Source organism: Pseudarthrobacter sp. GQ63, from assembly GCF_059758765.1.
The window spans coordinates 36,517-51,285 of the sequence record NZ_JCAXEF010000015.1; the positions used below are offsets into that span (position 1 = coordinate 36,517).

Annotated in this window: 15 protein-coding genes; 8 read left to right on the forward strand and 7 right to left on the reverse strand. The window is 65.4% G+C overall.

Annotation, left to right across the window (positions count from 1 at the left end; all coding sequences use genetic code 11):
- The first annotated feature begins 28 nt into the window (after nt 1–28).
- Complete coding sequence (locus AC6CHP_RS18120) at nt 29–1,660, forward strand: carbohydrate-binding domain-containing protein (RefSeq protein ID WP_498231432.1); 1,632 nt, start codon at nt 29–31, stop codon at nt 1,658–1,660.
- A gap of 215 nt (nt 1,661–1,875) precedes the next feature.
- Here the strand turns inward: AC6CHP_RS18120 and AC6CHP_RS18125 are convergent, their stop codons facing one another.
- From AC6CHP_RS18125 to AC6CHP_RS18145, 5 genes are all read right to left on the reverse strand, one after another.
- On the reverse strand, nt 1,876–2,712 hold the full coding sequence (locus tag AC6CHP_RS18125) for an alpha/beta fold hydrolase (protein ID WP_188731642.1): 837 nt from the start codon (nt 2,710–2,712) through the stop codon (nt 1,876–1,878).
- A 132-nt stretch (nt 2,713–2,844) separates the two neighbouring features.
- Nucleotides 2,845–3,042: a hypothetical protein gene (locus tag AC6CHP_RS18130; RefSeq protein ID WP_188731640.1), complete on the reverse strand. Its 198-nt coding sequence runs from the start codon at nt 3,040–3,042 to the stop codon at nt 2,845–2,847.
- A gap of 241 nt (nt 3,043–3,283) precedes the next feature.
- Nucleotides 3,284–4,468, reverse strand: coding sequence for a fatty acid desaturase family protein (locus tag AC6CHP_RS18135; RefSeq protein WP_498231434.1), 1,185 nt, complete (start codon nt 4,466–4,468; stop codon nt 3,284–3,286).
- A 13-nt stretch (nt 4,469–4,481) separates the two neighbouring features.
- Nucleotides 4,482–5,579 (reverse strand): ferredoxin reductase, encoded by a 1,098-nt coding sequence (locus AC6CHP_RS18140; protein ID WP_188731636.1) that lies wholly within the window; start codon nt 5,577–5,579, stop codon nt 4,482–4,484.
- Between the two features lie 229 nt (nt 5,580–5,808).
- The gene (locus AC6CHP_RS18145) at nt 5,809–6,837 is read right to left on the reverse strand and encodes an LLM class flavin-dependent oxidoreductase (protein ID WP_498231436.1); all 1,029 of its coding nucleotides are present in this window, start codon (nt 6,835–6,837) and stop codon (nt 5,809–5,811) included.
- A 91-nt stretch (nt 6,838–6,928) separates the two neighbouring features.
- On the opposite strand from AC6CHP_RS18145, the gene AC6CHP_RS18150 reads away from it, so the two are divergent.
- The 3 genes from AC6CHP_RS18150 to AC6CHP_RS18160 are packed head-to-tail and all read left to right on the forward strand — an operon-like array spanning nt 6,929 to nt 8,054.
- Nucleotides 6,929–7,267 carry a YnfA family protein gene (locus AC6CHP_RS18150; RefSeq protein ID WP_188731632.1) on the forward strand — a complete coding sequence of 113 codons (339 nt, stop codon included), beginning with the start codon at nt 6,929–6,931 and terminating at the stop codon, nt 7,265–7,267.
- A gap of 40 nt (nt 7,268–7,307) precedes the next feature.
- On the forward strand, nt 7,308–7,712 hold the full coding sequence (locus AC6CHP_RS18155; RefSeq protein ID WP_104189497.1) for a YidH family protein: 405 nt from the start codon (nt 7,308–7,310) through the stop codon (nt 7,710–7,712).
- Nucleotides 7,713–7,742: 30 nt separating this feature from the next.
- Nucleotides 7,743–8,054 carry a DUF202 domain-containing protein gene (locus tag AC6CHP_RS18160; RefSeq protein WP_377195381.1) on the forward strand — a complete coding sequence of 104 codons (312 nt, stop codon included), beginning with the start codon at nt 7,743–7,745 and terminating at the stop codon, nt 8,052–8,054.
- Between the two features lie 20 nt (nt 8,055–8,074).
- Here the strand turns inward: AC6CHP_RS18160 and AC6CHP_RS18165 are convergent, their stop codons facing one another.
- Nucleotides 8,075–8,473, reverse strand: coding sequence for a DUF3592 domain-containing protein (locus AC6CHP_RS18165; RefSeq protein ID WP_104189495.1), 399 nt, complete (start codon nt 8,471–8,473; stop codon nt 8,075–8,077).
- A gap of 57 nt (nt 8,474–8,530) precedes the next feature.
- On the opposite strand from AC6CHP_RS18165, the gene AC6CHP_RS18170 reads away from it, so the two are divergent.
- The 3 genes from AC6CHP_RS18170 (at nt 8,531) to AC6CHP_RS18180 (ending at nt 11,362) form a co-directional block, all read left to right on the forward strand.
- Nucleotides 8,531–8,767 carry a DUF2630 family protein gene (locus AC6CHP_RS18170; protein WP_104189493.1) on the forward strand — a complete coding sequence of 79 codons (237 nt, stop codon included), beginning with the start codon at nt 8,531–8,533 and terminating at the stop codon, nt 8,765–8,767.
- A gap of 22 nt (nt 8,768–8,789) precedes the next feature.
- A complete protein-coding gene (locus tag AC6CHP_RS18175; RefSeq protein ID WP_498231439.1) occupies nt 8,790–9,584 on the forward strand; it encodes a carbon-nitrogen hydrolase family protein in 795 nt (264 codons plus the stop codon).
- A 437-nt stretch (nt 9,585–10,021) separates the two neighbouring features.
- On the forward strand, nt 10,022–11,362 hold the full coding sequence (locus AC6CHP_RS18180; protein ID WP_427115561.1) for an ammonium transporter: 1,341 nt from the start codon (nt 10,022–10,024) through the stop codon (nt 11,360–11,362).
- Nucleotides 11,363–11,408: 46 nt separating this feature from the next.
- Here the strand turns inward: AC6CHP_RS18180 and AC6CHP_RS18185 are convergent, their stop codons facing one another.
- Entirely contained in the window at nt 11,409–12,035 is a 627-nt protein-coding gene (locus tag AC6CHP_RS18185) for a PadR family transcriptional regulator (RefSeq protein ID WP_498231441.1), read from the reverse strand.
- 178 nt (nt 12,036–12,213) lie between these two features.
- On the opposite strand from AC6CHP_RS18185, the gene AC6CHP_RS18190 reads away from it, so the two are divergent.
- Complete coding sequence (locus AC6CHP_RS18190) at nt 12,214–14,397, forward strand: transglycosylase domain-containing protein (protein WP_427115559.1); 2,184 nt, start codon at nt 12,214–12,216, stop codon at nt 14,395–14,397.
- The last annotated feature ends 372 nt before the right edge of the window (nt 14,398–14,769 follow it).

The following is a 14,769-nucleotide window of genomic DNA, read 5'->3' on the forward strand; positions in this document are numbered from 1 at the left end:
CCCCCCGATTTCACCTGAAGGAAAAACCATGAAACGCTTCCGCACACACCTGTCCGTCACCGCGCTCGCCCTCGCCCTCGGCCTGGCGGGCTGCTCCGTGGGCGGCACGACTCCCACCGGAGTCTCGGCCGTCAGCAGTTCAGCCTCCACCACCAGCGCGGGCACTGCCGCCTCCACTGCCTCCACCGGCACTGCCGAGGCCGTCTCGTTGGACGCCCTCGCGGAAGACACCCACTACGACGCCGACGACCTCACCTGGGATGCCGCCTCCGAAGTAGCCGTGACGCTGGCGGACGGTGCCAGCACTGCCGCCGCCGGCACGTCGTCGTCCGCTGTCAAGGTCGACGGCGACACCGTCACCATCACCGCCTCCGGCACCTACCGCCTCAGCGGCTCCCTGTCAGACGGGCAGGTGGTGGTGGCTGCCGGTGAAGAAGACGTGGTCCGCATCATCCTCGACGGCGCAGCCATCACCAGCTCCACGGGGTCCCCGTTCGTAGTGCACGGCGCGAACGAGGCCATCGTCTACCTCGAGGACGGAACCACCAACTCCCTCAGCGACGCCTCCACCTACGCCGACCAGGGCACGGACGCCCCCAACGCAGCCTTGTACTCCATGGCCGACCTCACGGTCGCCGGCACCGGATCCCTCACCGTAGACGGCAACTCCAACGACGGCATCTCCTCGAAGGACGGCCTGGTCCTGGCCGCCGGCGCCGTGACGGTGGACGCCGCGGACGACGGCATCGTCGGCAAGGACTACGCGGTGCTCCTGAACGGCGCCTACCAGGTGGCAGCGGGCGACGACGGCTTCAAGTCCGACAACGAGGAGGACGAGGGACGCGGCTGGATCCTCGTCAACGGCGGCACCCTGAGCGTCAGCGCCGGGGACGATGGCATCAAGGCCTTCAACACGCTCACCATCGCGGCAGGCACCACCACGGTGGAGGAATCGGAGGAAGGCCTCGAGGCCCAGCACATCATCATGACCGGCGGCACCGCCACCGTCACCGCCAACGACGACGGCGTGAACGCCTCAGGCGGCAGCACAGGTTCCAGCACCACCGCCGAAGGCGGAATGGGCGGCGGCATGGGAGGAGGCATGGGTGGCGGGGAGATGGCCGTGGGCGACTACACCGTGGACGTCAGCGGCGGCCTGCTGACCATCAACTCACAGGGCGACGGCCTGGACTCCAACGGCAACGCCAGCATCTCCGGCGGCACCGTGGTGGTCAACGGCCCCACGAACGACGGCAACGGGGCGCTTGACGTCAACGGTGAACTGGTGGTCACAGGCGGAACCTTGGCCGCCGCGGGCAGCGCGGGTATGGCTGTCACACCGGGTGCCTCCTCCACGCAGTCCGGCGTGCAGGTGACCCTTGATTCGTCCATTCCCGCCGGCACCGTAGTCCAGATCGCCGACTCCTCCGGCACCGTGGTGGCTGCATTCGTCACCACCAAGGCCGCAGCCTCGCTGGTGTTCTCCTCCGCGGCCATCAGCGACGGCGCGGAATACACGGTCTACACCGGCGGCACGGCAACGGTCAGCGCGGGCCTCGGTGAAGGGTCGCTGGACGGCGCCTCGGAGCAGGGTACGGTCACCGCCGGAGAATATACCGCAGCGCAGGGCCCCGGCGGCGGAGGCGGCCCCCGCTGGTAGACCCCCAACCCTCGCTCACCTAACGCAACGTTTCCTCAGACGCTCTCCCACTTAACGCAACGATTCCCCCAACGCTCTCCCATTTAACGCAACGGTTCCCCCAACGCTCTCCCACTTAACGCAACGTTTTCCCCAACGCTCCTTCACGTCCGGCGGCGGCAGTCATGCCGCCGCCGGACGTTTTACCTGTGCTGGACGAGCGGGGAGAGCAGCCGCTATTTGGCGAGGAAGCGCAGGAGCGCTTCGTTCACTTCGGCGGCGTGCGTCCACAGCAGGCCGTGCGGGGCACCTTCGATTTCCACATAGTCGGCAGCGGGCAGTGCCTTGGCGAACAGCCGGCCGGTGGAGTCGATGGGCAGGATATTGTCCGCGGTGCCGTGGAGGATGAGCGCGGGAACGTCGATCTTGGGGATGTCGTCCCGGAAGTCGGTCAGCCATGTGGGCTGGGCTGCCACCGAGGCGGTGGCCCCAGCGCTGGACGCCGTATTCCAGCTGGCATCTACGGCTTCCTGGCTGAGGCGGGGCGTGCCCAGGAAAGTATCGGAGTTATAGAAGTTCTTGAAGAACTCGGTAAAGAAGGCGTACCGGTCTGCGGTGACTGCTTCCGTCAGCCCGTCGAAGACCTCCTGCGGGACGCCGTCCGGGTTGTCATCGGTCTTAAGCAGGAACGGTTCCAGGGAGCCGAGGAAGGCTGCCCGCGCCACCCGCGCGGAGCCGTACGTGCCCAGGTAACGGCCCACCTCTCCGGTCCCCATGGAGAAGCCCACCAGAACGACGTCGGTCAGGTCCAGTGTTGTCAGTATGGTGTTGAGGTCGGCAGCGAAGGTGTCGTAGTCGTAGCCCTCGGTGGTCTTGCTGGATTTCCCGAAGCCGCGCCGGTCGTACGTGATGACACGGTAGCCCGCGTCCAGGAGGGCAACCGTCTGCTTTTCCCAGGAGGAACCGTCCAAGGGGTAGCCGTGGATCAGGACGACGGGCTGGCCGGAGCCGTGGTCTTCGTAGTATAGCTCGATATCAGTGCTGTTTTCGGTTCCAACGGTGATGAAGGCCATCGCGGCGGGTCCTTTCGAGACTGTGGGATCGATGCGGCCGGGAGGGTGCCGCGGCCGCGCAGTACCTACTCTAGGGCGGTCCACCGCCCAGTCCAGTCTTCCCCGCGTGGGTTGGTTGCAAGGCCGGCCCTGCTACGGGGAGGGTTGCGGAAGTTCGCAGGAAATCTGGGGATTTGCTCCCATGTAGTTCAGGGGTCCGGCAGCGATGGTGACGGCAATTGTTCCGGCCTCCGCGCAGTTGCCGGGTGCGGCGCCGAAATAGCCGCGCTGCCAGGCGGCTACACCGCCAATAATGAGCCAGATAACGATGAGTGCTCCGAGAATCCGCATGATTCCTCCGTTGGCCGCCGCGGCTGTGGAATCAATTATGCGCAGCCTGCCCCGGGTGCGCGAGAGGGTTCCAGGGAAGGTGAGAGAGCGTCCGCCGGGAACCTGTAGGGAGTGAGAGAGCGTCAGGTGAAACTTTGCGTTAAGTGAGAGAGCGTCGGTGGGGACAGAAAAGCACCTCCGGTCCCGGGGAAAATCCCGGAACCGGAGGTGCTTTCAGTGCTTTGGACAGGCGGTGCGGTTGTTAAGCCGTGGCCGTCTTGCCGGGGAGTGCCAGCTTGAAGATCTTGCCCCAGGTGGATCCGACCTGCTTCAGCAGCGGCCCGGTGGTGTACTTCAAACCGTAGCGCTGGCAGATCTCACGGACCTTGGGCGCCACCTCGGCGTACCGGTTGGAGGGCAGGTCCGGGAAGAGGTGGTGCTCGATCTGGTGCGAGAGGTTACCGGTCATGATGTGCATGAACTTCGACCCGGAGATGTTGGCGGAGCCGATCATCTGGCGGATGTACCAGTCGCCGCGGGTCTCGCCCTCCGCCATTTCCTCCGTGAAGGTGTCCGTGCCTTCGGGGAAGTGTCCGCAGAAGATCACGGCGTGGGCCCAGACGTTGCGCACGGCGTTGGCAGTCAGCGTGCCGTAAAGGGCCTGCTTGCCGGAGCCGGTCAGCATGGCTACTGCCGGGGTTGCGGCGTAGTCCTTGGTGAACTGGGTGACAACCTTCTTGCCGAGGGCCTGGAGGTCCTTGAGCAGCGCTTCCTTGGACTTCTTGCCTTCCTTGAACTCCGTGAGCTCAAGGTCGTAGATGGCGATGCCCCACTCGAAGAGCGGCGCCAGGATGGCGTTGAACAGCGGGTTGGCCAGGTTAATGGGCTTCCATGGCTGCTGTTCGTCCATCCGCAGGAGGTTGTATCCGACGTCGTTGTCCTTGCCCACCACGTTGGTCCAGCGGTGGTGGAGGTCATTGTGGGTGTGCTGCCACGAGCGTGAGGGGGTGACGAAGTCCCACTCCCACGTGGTGGAGTGGATGTCCGGGTCCCGCATCCAGTCCCACTGGCCATGCAGGACGTTGTGCCCGATTTCCATGTTTTCCAGGATCTTGGCCAGGCTCAGCAGCGTTGTTCCGGTGACCCAGGCAGCCTTGTTCTTGCTGACCAGCAACGCGGCACGGCCGGAGATCTCCAGGCCACGCTGGATCTTGATCACGCGGCGGATGTAGGCGGCGTCTGCCGCCCCGCGCTTGCCGAGGATCTCGTCGCGGATGGCGTCGAGTTCCCGCCCAAGTTCCGCCACCTGCTCGTCGCTCAGGTGGGCGGCGGCCGGCGGCCGGACGGTGGGGCTGCCGGACTCGGCGAGCTTTCCGGGGCGCGTCCTTGACCCTCCGGTCGGCTTGCCCTCGGCGGGTGTGGTTTTGCTCGGTGAAATTACAGTCATACCGTGATGCTCCTCAGATTTCGAGGTTGACGGGTCCGGCGGCTGCCGAGACACACGTTTGGATCAGTTGGCCGGGTTCGCCGTGGACTTCCCCGGTGCGGAGGTCGCGGACCTGGCCGGACAGAAGTGGGGTCAGGCAGCTGTGGCAGATGCCCATACGGCAGCCGCTGGGCATCAGTACCCCGGCGTCCTCACCCACGTCCAGGATGGGGGTGTCGCCGTCGGCTTCCACCTCCCGGTCGGAGGCCTCAAAGGTGACCAGTCCGCCGTCGTGCCCCACACCGGCGTCGAACGTGGTGTTGAACCGTTCAATCATGAGGTTGCCGGCGCCGCCGGCGACCGCCACATCGGAGCCGGGCGCGGCAGTGGTGAGCGCCGCGCGCTTCCACAACGCCTCGGCGTCGTCCAGGAAGCTGTCCGGGCCGCAGGCGTAGGCTGAACGTTCTTTCCAGTCAGGGCAGATCTCGTCCAGCTGGGAGGTGTTGGTGAGGTCCATGCGGCCCTGCTCGCCAGTGAACCAGTGGGCCAGGCGGAAGTTGGGGAACTGGTCCGCCAATTCGGCAAGTTCCTCGCGGAAGAGGCTGTCGCCTGGCGTGCGGGCGGAGTGGACCAGCACGACGTCGGCATCCGGACGCCGCGGGACGAGCGTACGGATCATGGACATCACAGGAGTGATGCCGCTGCCTGCGGTCACCATCAGCAGGGGCCGCGGGTGCTCGGGGAGGACGAAGTCTCCTTGCGGCGGAGCCAGGAACAGGACGTCACCGGGCTTGGTGGTGCGGACCAGTGTGCCGGACACGGCACCGACGTCCGTGACCGTGATGGCGGGGTCTTTGCCGGCGGGGGCGCTGAGGGAGTAGGAGCGCCAGTGGCGGACGCCGTCGAGTTCGACGCCGATGCGCGCCCACTGGCCTGCCAGGTGCGAGTGCCAGCCACGGCCGGGCCGGAAAAAGATCGTGGCAGATTGCGCCGTCTCCTGCACAACGCGCGTGACGACGCCACGAAGCTGCCGCGCAGAATAGACGGGATTGAACAGAGCTAAGATGTCCTCCGGCGACAAGGGCGTAGTGAGGACAGTGGCCGCTTGGGCCAACTGGCGTAACCGGATCATGCGATTAAGCCTAGAGCGGCGCGAGCCATGTTTCTCTCTCTCCGTCATATGACCGTTCCGCAGTCACGCTGTAATGGTGGCGCTAAGCCCCCCAAGCCGCACTCTAAGAGTAACGGTTGGAAGACGCGGATCGTTCCAGATATTTCAGTAAGCTTGCTTATTATATCGCGGAAATGCTGCTGACGGGGAGAAATTATCATGGCCGCACCCTCGCACCGGCGGCTGTTCTTTAGCCGGGGCTCCACCCCAGCGCAGGCGCGATGTCACGGGCGATTGATCCCAGCAGCTTCGCGTTGAAGTCCACCCCAAGCTGGTTCGGGACGGTGAGCAGGAGCGTGTCAGCCTCCTGGACGGCGGTGTCAGCGGCAAGCTGCTCCGCCAGCACGTCCGGAGCGCCCGCGTAGCTCTTCCCGAACCTGGCGGTAAGCCCGTCAATAACGCCCACCTGGTCCCGGCCGTCCCGAAGGGCGGCACCGGCAAAAAAGCGGCTGTCTTCCTCATCCACGATGGGCAGGACACTGCGGCTGACCGATACCCGTGGCGTGTGCTCGTGGCCCGCTGCAGCCCAGGCGTCCCTGAACAGCTGGATCTGCTCGGCCTGGAGTTCGTGGAAGGGCACGCCGGTGTCCTCGGTCAGCAGCGTGGAGCTCATCAGGTTCATGCCCAGTTCCGCGGCCCAGACCGCCGTCTTCCGGGTTCCGGCTCCCCACCAGATTCGCTCGGCGAGCCCGGGCGACTGCGGCTGGACCGGCAGGAGCCCCACGGCTCCGCCTGCGTACCGCGGGTCCGCTTCCGCGACCCCCGCGCCGGTGATCGCCTTCCGGAAGAGGGCGGTGTGCCGGCGGGCCATGTCCGCGTCCGTTTCTCCGGGTTCGGGCACGTACCCGAATGCTGCCGCTCCCTGGCGGGCCGGCTCGGGTGACCCGCGGCTGATGCCGAGCTGCAGCCGGCCGCTGCTGATCAGGTCCGCGGCCGCGGCTTCCTCGGCCATATAGAGCGGGTTTTCGTACCGCATGTCGATGACGCCGGTGCCGATCTCGATCCTGGTGGTGCGCGCGGCGATGGCGGACAGAAGCGGGAATGGCGAGGCCTGCTGCCGGGCGAAGTGGTGCACCCGGAAAAATGCTCCGTCCAGCCCGAACTCCTCGGCGGCCACCGACAGGTCGATGGCCTGGAGGAGGGCATCACCGGCAGTCCTGGTGCGGGAGCCCTGCCCGGGACCCCAATGGCCAAATGAGAGAAATCCGATGCGCTCCATACACGGCCCAACCCCGGCCCGGCCCCCGGCATTCCCGGCCCCTTGTGAAGCCGGCTGGCATGATGGCGTCGTGGGTATCCCTGATGAAGCTGTGAGCATCGCCAAGACCGTGGTGCTGTTTGTCCTGGCTGCTGCGGCGGAAATCGGCGGCGCATGGCTGGTGTGGCAGTCAGTGCGTGAAGGAAAGGACTGGTGGTGGGCCGGCTTGGGTGTCATCGCACTGGGGGCCTACGGCTTCGTGGCCACATTCCAGCCTGACGCCCACTTCGGCCGGATCCTGGCGGCTTACGGCGGGGTGTTTGTGGCCGGATCGCTGGCCTGGGGAATAATCTTTGACGGCTTCCGGCCAGACCGCTGGGACATCACGGGTTCACTGATCTGTCTGCTGGGCGTGGCCGTGATCATGTTCGCCCCTCGCAGCGGGGCCTAGCGCATCAGGGCAAGAGCAGCCGCGTAGCTAAACTGGCACCGTGACCAACCGCGAGCAGCCCGCCAGCGCCCCCGTCCCGCCGTCGCGCGGGAAAATCGCCGAACGCCTGCTGCCTGGCGGGGAGGAACCGGACCCGCGTTTCACCTTGGCCAATGAGCGCACGTTCCTTGCCTGGATCCGCACCTCCCTCGCGCTGCTGGCCGGCGGTATCGCCATTGAGGCCTTCACCTCGGACCTCTTCCTGGAGCCGGTCCGCAAGGGCCTGGCGGTGGTCCTGCTTCTGCTCGGCATGCTGTTGAGCGCCGGCTCCGCTGTCCGGTGGCTCCGGGTGGAACGCAGCATGCGCAACAAGGCGCCACTGCCGCTGCCGCTCATCGTGCCGCTGCTGGCCGCCGCCGGCGCCCTGGCGGCCGCCGTCGTCCTGATCTTCATTCTCTGGCCCTGACCCGTGGCACCATCCCCCGGTCCCGCGCCACTGCATGGGGATCCCGGCCTGCAGCCTGAACGGACCACTCTTGCGTGGGGCAGGACCATGCTGGCCCTGGTGACAGTAAGCGCGATTTTCCTGCGCTGGCTGCCGCAGCATGGCCTGCCCATCCTGCTCCTGTTCACGGTGTCGGCCGGAACGGCCGCCGGCATCTACTTCACGCAGCGGCGCCGCTACAGCGTGAGCTCGCACGGCATCCGCAAGGAAATGCACGACGCCGATATCACCGCCGTGCTGTGGACAGCTTTCGCCGGGGTGCTGCTGGGCGCCCTCGGCATTGGCGTGGTGCTTATCGGCTAGGGCGGCCGCCAGAGCAGCCCCTAGAACATCGGCAGGATAAAGCCGGCAAGGAACGCCACTGCGCCGATGCCCGTCAGGCACCGGCCCAGTACTGATGCGGTCCTGCCTGCCTCCTCCGGTGCAGCGGTCTGCCACTGGGTGGGGCGCTTGGGGTGGTAGTAGATAGGGAGGGTTTCGCCGACGGCCAGCTCCCTGATGTCGTGGGGTGACATGGGCGCGTGGTGCACCTGGTACTTGCGGTCGAACCAGCGGAAGCCCACCCCCGTGCTGTCGGAGTACACCACCGCTTCAGCCACAGCCCACGGATGAACGAAGCGGCGGAGGAAGCCTGTGTAGAAGAGCAGTGCGAGCCCGGCGGGCAGGCACATCCAGGTCAGCATTTCCAGGATTGGACCTGCCATATCAAGCACAGTGGGCATGATTCAGATGGTACAGGCGTACGCTGGGGTAACCGGTCCGGGGAGTAAGGGGAAGCCATGAACGATCAGGATATTTTGACGCGCATCCAGGCCCTCGTTGAGGAGGAGCACTCACTGCGGGAGGCTTCCGGGGACGGGCAGGTGCCGGACAAGGCGCGGCTGAAGCAGGTGGAGGAAAGCCTGGACCAGTGCTGGGACCTGCTGCGGCAGCGGCGGGCCAAGTCGGACTCCGGTGAGAACCCCAACGATGCCGAAGCCCGGCCCGTCAGCGAAGTAGAAGGCTACAAACAGTAGCGGCCCACAGATTGGAGCGTCCATGCGTCTGGCTGTCGCCCAGATCATCAGCACTGCAGACCCCGCAGAAAACCTGGGACTGATCCGGGACTACACTGCCCAGGCGAAAGCCGCCGGTGCGGAACTGGTGGTGTTTCCCGAGGCCGCCATGCGCGCCTTCGGCCACTCCCTCCGCGGTGTCGCAGAGCCACTGGACGGCCCCTGGGCCGGCGAAGTCCGGGCCATTGCGCGGGACCTGGGCATTGCGATCGTGGCCGGCATGTTCACTCCCGGGAAGGACGGCCGGGTCCGCAACACCCTGCTGGTCACGGGCCCCGGCGTGGATACCTCCTACGACAAGGTCCACCTCTTCGACGCTTTCGGCTTTACAGAGTCGAAGACCGTTGACGCGGGTGAAACTCCGGTGACCTTTGAGCTCAACGGCACGGTCTTCGGGCTCGCCACCTGCTACGACGTCCGCTTCCCGGCCCTCTTCACCGCCAACGCCCGGGCCGGGGCGCAGGTCAACATCGTGTGCGCGTCCTGGGGAGCCGGTGAGGGCAAGGCTGAGCAGTGGGACCTCCTGGTGCGGGCACGCGCCCTGGACAGCACCACGTTCGTGGTGGCCTGCGGCCAGGGGGACCCGGAAACCATCGGCGCAGGTCCGGCAGGGAGCGCACCTACGGGCATAGGGCACAGCGCGGTGATCGACCCCCTGGGCTCCGCCGTGGTGGCGCTGGGCGGCAAGCCGGAACTCGCCGTCGTTGATATCGACCCGTCCGTTGTGGATGAGGTGCGCGGCAAACTTCCCGTGCTGGCCAACGCGCGGCACTTCTGACCCACTCGCTGCCGCCCCGCCGGGCCTCCATCTTTCGCAGCGCACGACGACGGCGCACCGCACCTCCTCAGCGGCGCGCCGTCGTCGTTCTTTAAGGCTGGAAAAAATCAGCGCCCGGGAGGGTGAGCCGCCGGTTACAGGCAGGAAACCTGCCAGTTCATCGCGTCCGACGACGGTTCTCACCTTCCGCGCCGTCCGTCCCGCGCCGTTGCGCTGGGCCTGGGGCCTTATGCCATTTCGGTGCCGCCTCATGGGGGCAGCGGTTAACACGCTTGAAACATGATCGACGCGTGAACTTCACGCAAGCGCGGATTGTGTAACGCAGCCGCAACTTTTGCGCGCCTTTCCCGAAACACCGGAGGACAAACATAGACGCCGGGGGAAGTGCGAGGGCCGGCAAAGAGCGCCCCGCTGGCGCAACGCGAAGGGACCCGCAGGTGGAGATTTCTGCCCAACATGTCTGGTTGATGATTTCAGCCGCGATGGTTTTGCTGATGACGCCCGGACTGGGCCTCTTCTACGGCGGCATGACCCGCGCCAAGGCCGCCCTCAACATGATCATGATGAGCTTCATCTCCGCCGGGATCGTCGGCGTGGTGTGGGTCCTGTGGGGCTACTCCATGACAACGGGCGACGGTGTGCTGGGCATCTTCGGCAACCCCTTCGCCAACTTCGGCCTGCAGAACCTGATGGGCTCCCCCGACCTGATCAAGGCCGGCTACAGCGCCACGTTTGCGATCATCACGGTGGCGCTGATCAGCGGAGCGATTGCTGACCGCGCCAAGTTCGGCGCCTGGGCACTGTTTGTGCCGCTCTGGATCACGGTGGTCTACTGCCCGCTCGCGTACATGGTCTGGGGCGGCGGGCTGATGAGCGCCGGCGGGGCAGTCACCGCCGTGTTCGGCCAGGTCATCGACTTCGCCGGCGGCGCAGTGGTGGAGATCAGCTCCGGGACCGCAGCCCTGGTCCTGGCCCTGATCGTGGGCCAGCGCCACGGTTTTGCCAAGGACCCCAACCATCGTCCGCACAACATTCCCTTCATCATGCTGGGCGCCGCGATCCTGTGGTTCGGCTGGTTCGGCTTCAATGGCGGCGCGGCAACAACTGCTGAGCAGGCAGGCCTGATCTGGGTGAACACCCTGGTGACTCCCGCCGCGGCGATGCTGAGCTGGCTGGTCACCGAAAAGATCCGCCACGGTCATCCCACGTCCCTCGGTGCTGCCTCGGGTGTGGTTGCCGGGCTCGTGGCCATTACCCCGTCCTGCGCCAACATCAGCCCTGTGGCCGCTATCGGCCTGGGCTTCGTGGCCGGAGCTGCCTGCGCCGTCTTCGTTGACCTGAAGTACCGCTTCGGCCTGGACGACTCGCTGGACGTTGTGGGCGTGCACCTCGGCGCCGGACTCATCGGAACCCTTGCGCTCGGCTTCATCGCCCTTCCCGTGGATGGCCAGGGCGGCGGACTCCTCTACGGCGGGGGTGCGCAGCAGCTGATTGCCCAGACGGCGGCTGTGGTGATCACCCTGCTGCTCTCCGGCGCCGGAACCTTTGTCATTGGCCGCGCCATCAACAAGACCATCGGTTTCAGGGTCAGCCTTGAGGCGGAAACCGCTGGAGTGGATCTGGCTGAACATGCTGAGAGCGCCTATGCGTTCGGTGAAATCGGCGCGGGATTCAATCCGCAGCATCCCGTTGCCCACTCCCCCGCGGCTGGGCTGGCGGATTCCGCCGAGCGGCTCCGCAAGAACGCCACGCGCGTTAAGGAAGACTCCTTCGCCTGACCGGCGCGGCGGTTATGGCCCGGAAGCCGGGCTGCAACCGCCGCGTTTAGTCAGCCAGGATCTTGTACAGGGCCCGCCGGGTCTCATCCATTTTTTCGATGGCCGCGGCGCGCTGTTCCTCGCTAACACCACTGCGGAACTGGTGGATGGCTCCCATCAGCTTGCCGATGCTCTGATGGAACTCGCGGTCGGAGCTGTCCGGCCCGGCATTCCAGGCATTGTCCATTTCCTCACCGTGCTCGGCCACATAGGCCCGGCCCCGATCCGTGAGCGTGAACTCCGTCCCGCGGCCCTCGCTGAGGGCTGAGATCAGGTCCTCGTCGACGAGTTGCTGCAGCGTGGGGTAAATGGAGCCGGGGCTGGGCCGCCACGCGCCCTCCGTCTTTTCGGCAATCGTCTTGATCAGTCCGTAACCGTTGGAGGGTGCCTCGGCCAGGAGCGAAAGGATGGCTGCCCGGACATCCCCCCTGCTGGCGCGCCGTGAGCCACGGCCGAACCCTGGTCCAAAACCGGGCCCAAAACCAGGTCCGGAACCGGACCCAAAGCCCGGCCCAAAACCAGGACCAAAGCCTCCACCACGGTGTCCGTGCGGCCCCCGGCGGCCCCTGCCCCGCCCGAAGGGCTCGTTTCCGAATTCAGCGCCGGGAAATTTCTCTTCGTGTATGCCTTTCATCGTGGCATCGTCCTCTCACAGGATAAATTCACCGACATCTTCGGCGATAGTTAACGATATGTCGTTAACTATCGCCGGGTCAAGATTGTGAGTGTGATCAAATCCTGACCTTTCAGCAGGGCAATGTGCCGCTGGACGGGCGTAGTCTTTTGAGACCTCCAAGCTCGAGGGCTGAATGATGGCGAAGAAAAGGAAGCGCGGAAGCGGTTTCGGCGCTGCCCTGGGAAGGTTCCTGGGGTTCCTGGCGGCGAGTGCCATGTGCGGCGTCCTGGCCGCCAGCCTGGTGGTTCCGGCGGTGGCGGCAGCGGGGTTCGGCGTCAGTAATTCCATTGGATTCTTCGACAGCCTGCCGGAAGAACTCACTGTCCAGCCGCCGTCGCAATCCACCAAAGTCCTCACCTCCGACGGCCAGCCGATCGCCACCTTCTTTGCCGAGAACCGCGTCAGGATTCCGCTGGACCAGATGTCGCCCCACATCAAGGACGCGATCATCGCCATCGAGGACAGCAGGTTTTACGAACACGCCGGCATCGATCCCCAGGGGATCGTGCGGGCCGTGGTGTCCAACCTGACACAGGGTGGCCAGCAGGGCGCCTCAACCATCACGCAGCAGTACGTCACCAACGTGATTAACGAAGCGCGCTTGTCGCAGGACAGGCCGGACGAGGTGATCCTCTCCGGACAGAAGGACGTTGGTGACAAGCTGCGGGAGATGAAGCTGGCCATTGCGCTGGAAAAGAAGTTCACCAAGGAGCAGATCCTTGAGGGGTACCTGAATATCGTCTTCTTCAACAGCGACGCCTACGGCATCGAGGCGGCGTCGCGCTACTTCTTCAGCACCACCGCCAAGGACCTCACCCTTCCGCAGGCCGCGCTGCTGGCCGGGCTCGTCAACAGCCCAACGTTCTACAACCCTGCGATCAACCCGGACAAATCAATCGTGCGCCGGGACCAGGTGCTTTCGGAGATGCTGCTCCAGGGCAAGATCACGCAGGAGCAGCACAATGAAGCCGTGGCCACGCCGATTGAGCTGAAGATCAGTCCGGAGCGGCAGGGCTGCGCCTACGCGGCCATGGCGCCCTACTTCTGCGACTACGTGTCCCACCTCATCCTGAACAACCCTGCGTACGGGCCCAGCCTGATAGAACGGCAGCGGAAGCTGTACCGCGGCGGACTCACCATTGTCACCACCCTGGACAGCAGGCTGCAGGCGGCCGCCCAGGCACAGGTGGACGGCACGGCAGGACCGAACCCGGACCGGTGGGGCGCCGCATTGGTCACCGTGCAGCCGGGGACCGGCAAGATCCTGGCGATGGCCCAGAACACGGTGTTCCTGCCGGAACCGGGGAAGTTCGACACGCACCTGAACTTCAACGTGGATGCCAAGGACCCGCAGGGGAATGACCTCAACGGAGCGGGCGGCTTCCAGCCCGGGTCCACCATGAAGCCGTTCACCTTTGCCCAGTGGCTGAACGAGGGCAAGTCCCTGACTGCGGAGGTGGATGCTTCACGGCGCGTCTATCCGCTGGACTTCCCGTGGCGGTCCACCTGCGGGAAGGTGATGGGCGCCTACAACACCGCCCAGAACAACCCTACGCTGGGCGCCGCTGACGACCTCCAGAACGCCGAGGAGGGCTTCTACAGGAAGATGCCCATCAATTACGGGCTGTACAACTCGATCAACACGGCCACGTTCGCCACGGCCGCGCAGCTGGATTTCTGCGGTATCCAGAAGATGGTGGACGCGGTGGGGCTCCACAGCGGACTCGATGGAGCCCCGATCAACATGCATCAGCTGGGCAACCTTCTCGGCGCTATTGGTGTGGCTCCTCTTCACCTGGCCAACGCCTTTGCCACGTTTGCCAATGACGGCCGCTACTGCACACCCATCGCCCTGGTGGACGTCAAGGATGCAGCAGGAGGCAATCTTCCCGCCCAGCCTGTGGAGTGCCGTGACGCTGTGAAGCCGGACGTGGCCCGTGGAGTCAATAATGTGCTGCAGGATGTGCTCGTCAGGGGTTCAGGCGTGTGGATCAATCCCAAGACCCATGACAAGTTCCCGGTGGCGGCCAAGACCGGTACATCAAACAACAATGGGTCCACTTGGATTGTTGGCTACACCTCCGGTATTGCCACCGCGTCCTTTTTCGGCGACGCACTGGAGGGACAGAAGCGGGCAGGGCAGAACGTGACCATCAACGGGACTTTCTATCCCCGCCTGGACGGCTACATGATTGCCGGGCCGCAGTGGGCCAACTACATGCTTCAGGCCGCCCCGCTGTATCCCACCAATCCGTTCCCGGCTCCTCCACCATCGATGATGGGCCCGAGCCCGTCACCGTCACCCAGCCCCCGCCCCTAGTCCAGTTTCAGCCGGCCGCGGTTCTTTCCCCGGGGCTCGTGGCTGCAGATGGACATCACGGCGGCAGGACGCCTATCGCACGTTGCGCCAAACCTCTACCGCCCTGGTGCCAGTGGGGCATTGGGCATACGAGGTGTTGAAGCCCTGCGAGGCCGGCATCTGCCACCTCCAGGGCCCACGCACAATGGCCTCATGGCCAGTGGGGACATGACGGCACCGGCCCGCAACCTGATACTCAGTGCCCGGGGCGTTGGAGTTGCAACTGGCCCCCACATTGAACTCATAGTGAATCCACACGTTGCAGTTGGCATACCCGTCGTCAGCCGAGGCAGGTTGAGCCGTGAGTATTGTCCCGCCCATCAACGCAAGGGC

Bases quoted from the DNA above. Each gene is read 5' to 3' on its own strand.
- AC6CHP_RS18165 (WP_104189495.1), bottom strand. From the start codon at position 8,473: ATGCCCACTGTGCTTGATATGGCAGGTCCAATCCTGGAAATGCTGACC.
- AC6CHP_RS18140 (WP_188731636.1), bottom strand. From the start codon at position 5,579: ATGATCCGGTTACGCCAGTTGGCCCAAGCGGCCACTGTCCTCACTACG.
- AC6CHP_RS18175 (WP_498231439.1), top strand. From the start codon at position 8,790: ATGCGTCTGGCTGTCGCCCAGATCATCAGCACTGCAGACCCCGCAGAA.
- AC6CHP_RS18120 (WP_498231432.1), top strand. From the start codon at position 29: ATGAAACGCTTCCGCACACACCTGTCCGTCACCGCGCTCGCCCTCGCC.
- AC6CHP_RS18145 (WP_498231436.1), bottom strand. From the start codon at position 6,837: ATGGAGCGCATCGGATTTCTCTCATTTGGCCATTGGGGTCCCGGGCAG.
- AC6CHP_RS18190 (WP_427115559.1), top strand. From the start codon at position 12,214: ATGGCGAAGAAAAGGAAGCGCGGAAGCGGTTTCGGCGCTGCCCTGGGA.
- AC6CHP_RS18130 (WP_188731640.1), bottom strand. From the start codon at position 3,042: ATGCGGATTCTCGGAGCACTCATCGTTATCTGGCTCATTATTGGCGGT.
- AC6CHP_RS18125 (WP_188731642.1), bottom strand. From the start codon at position 2,712: ATGGCCTTCATCACCGTTGGAACCGAAAACAGCACTGATATCGAGCTA.
- AC6CHP_RS18170 (WP_104189493.1), top strand. From the start codon at position 8,531: ATGAACGATCAGGATATTTTGACGCGCATCCAGGCCCTCGTTGAGGAG.
- AC6CHP_RS18135 (WP_498231434.1), bottom strand. From the start codon at position 4,468: ATGACTGTAATTTCACCGAGCAAAACCACACCCGCCGAGGGCAAGCCG.
- AC6CHP_RS18185 (WP_498231441.1), bottom strand. From the start codon at position 12,035: ATGAAAGGCATACACGAAGAGAAATTTCCCGGCGCTGAATTCGGAAAC.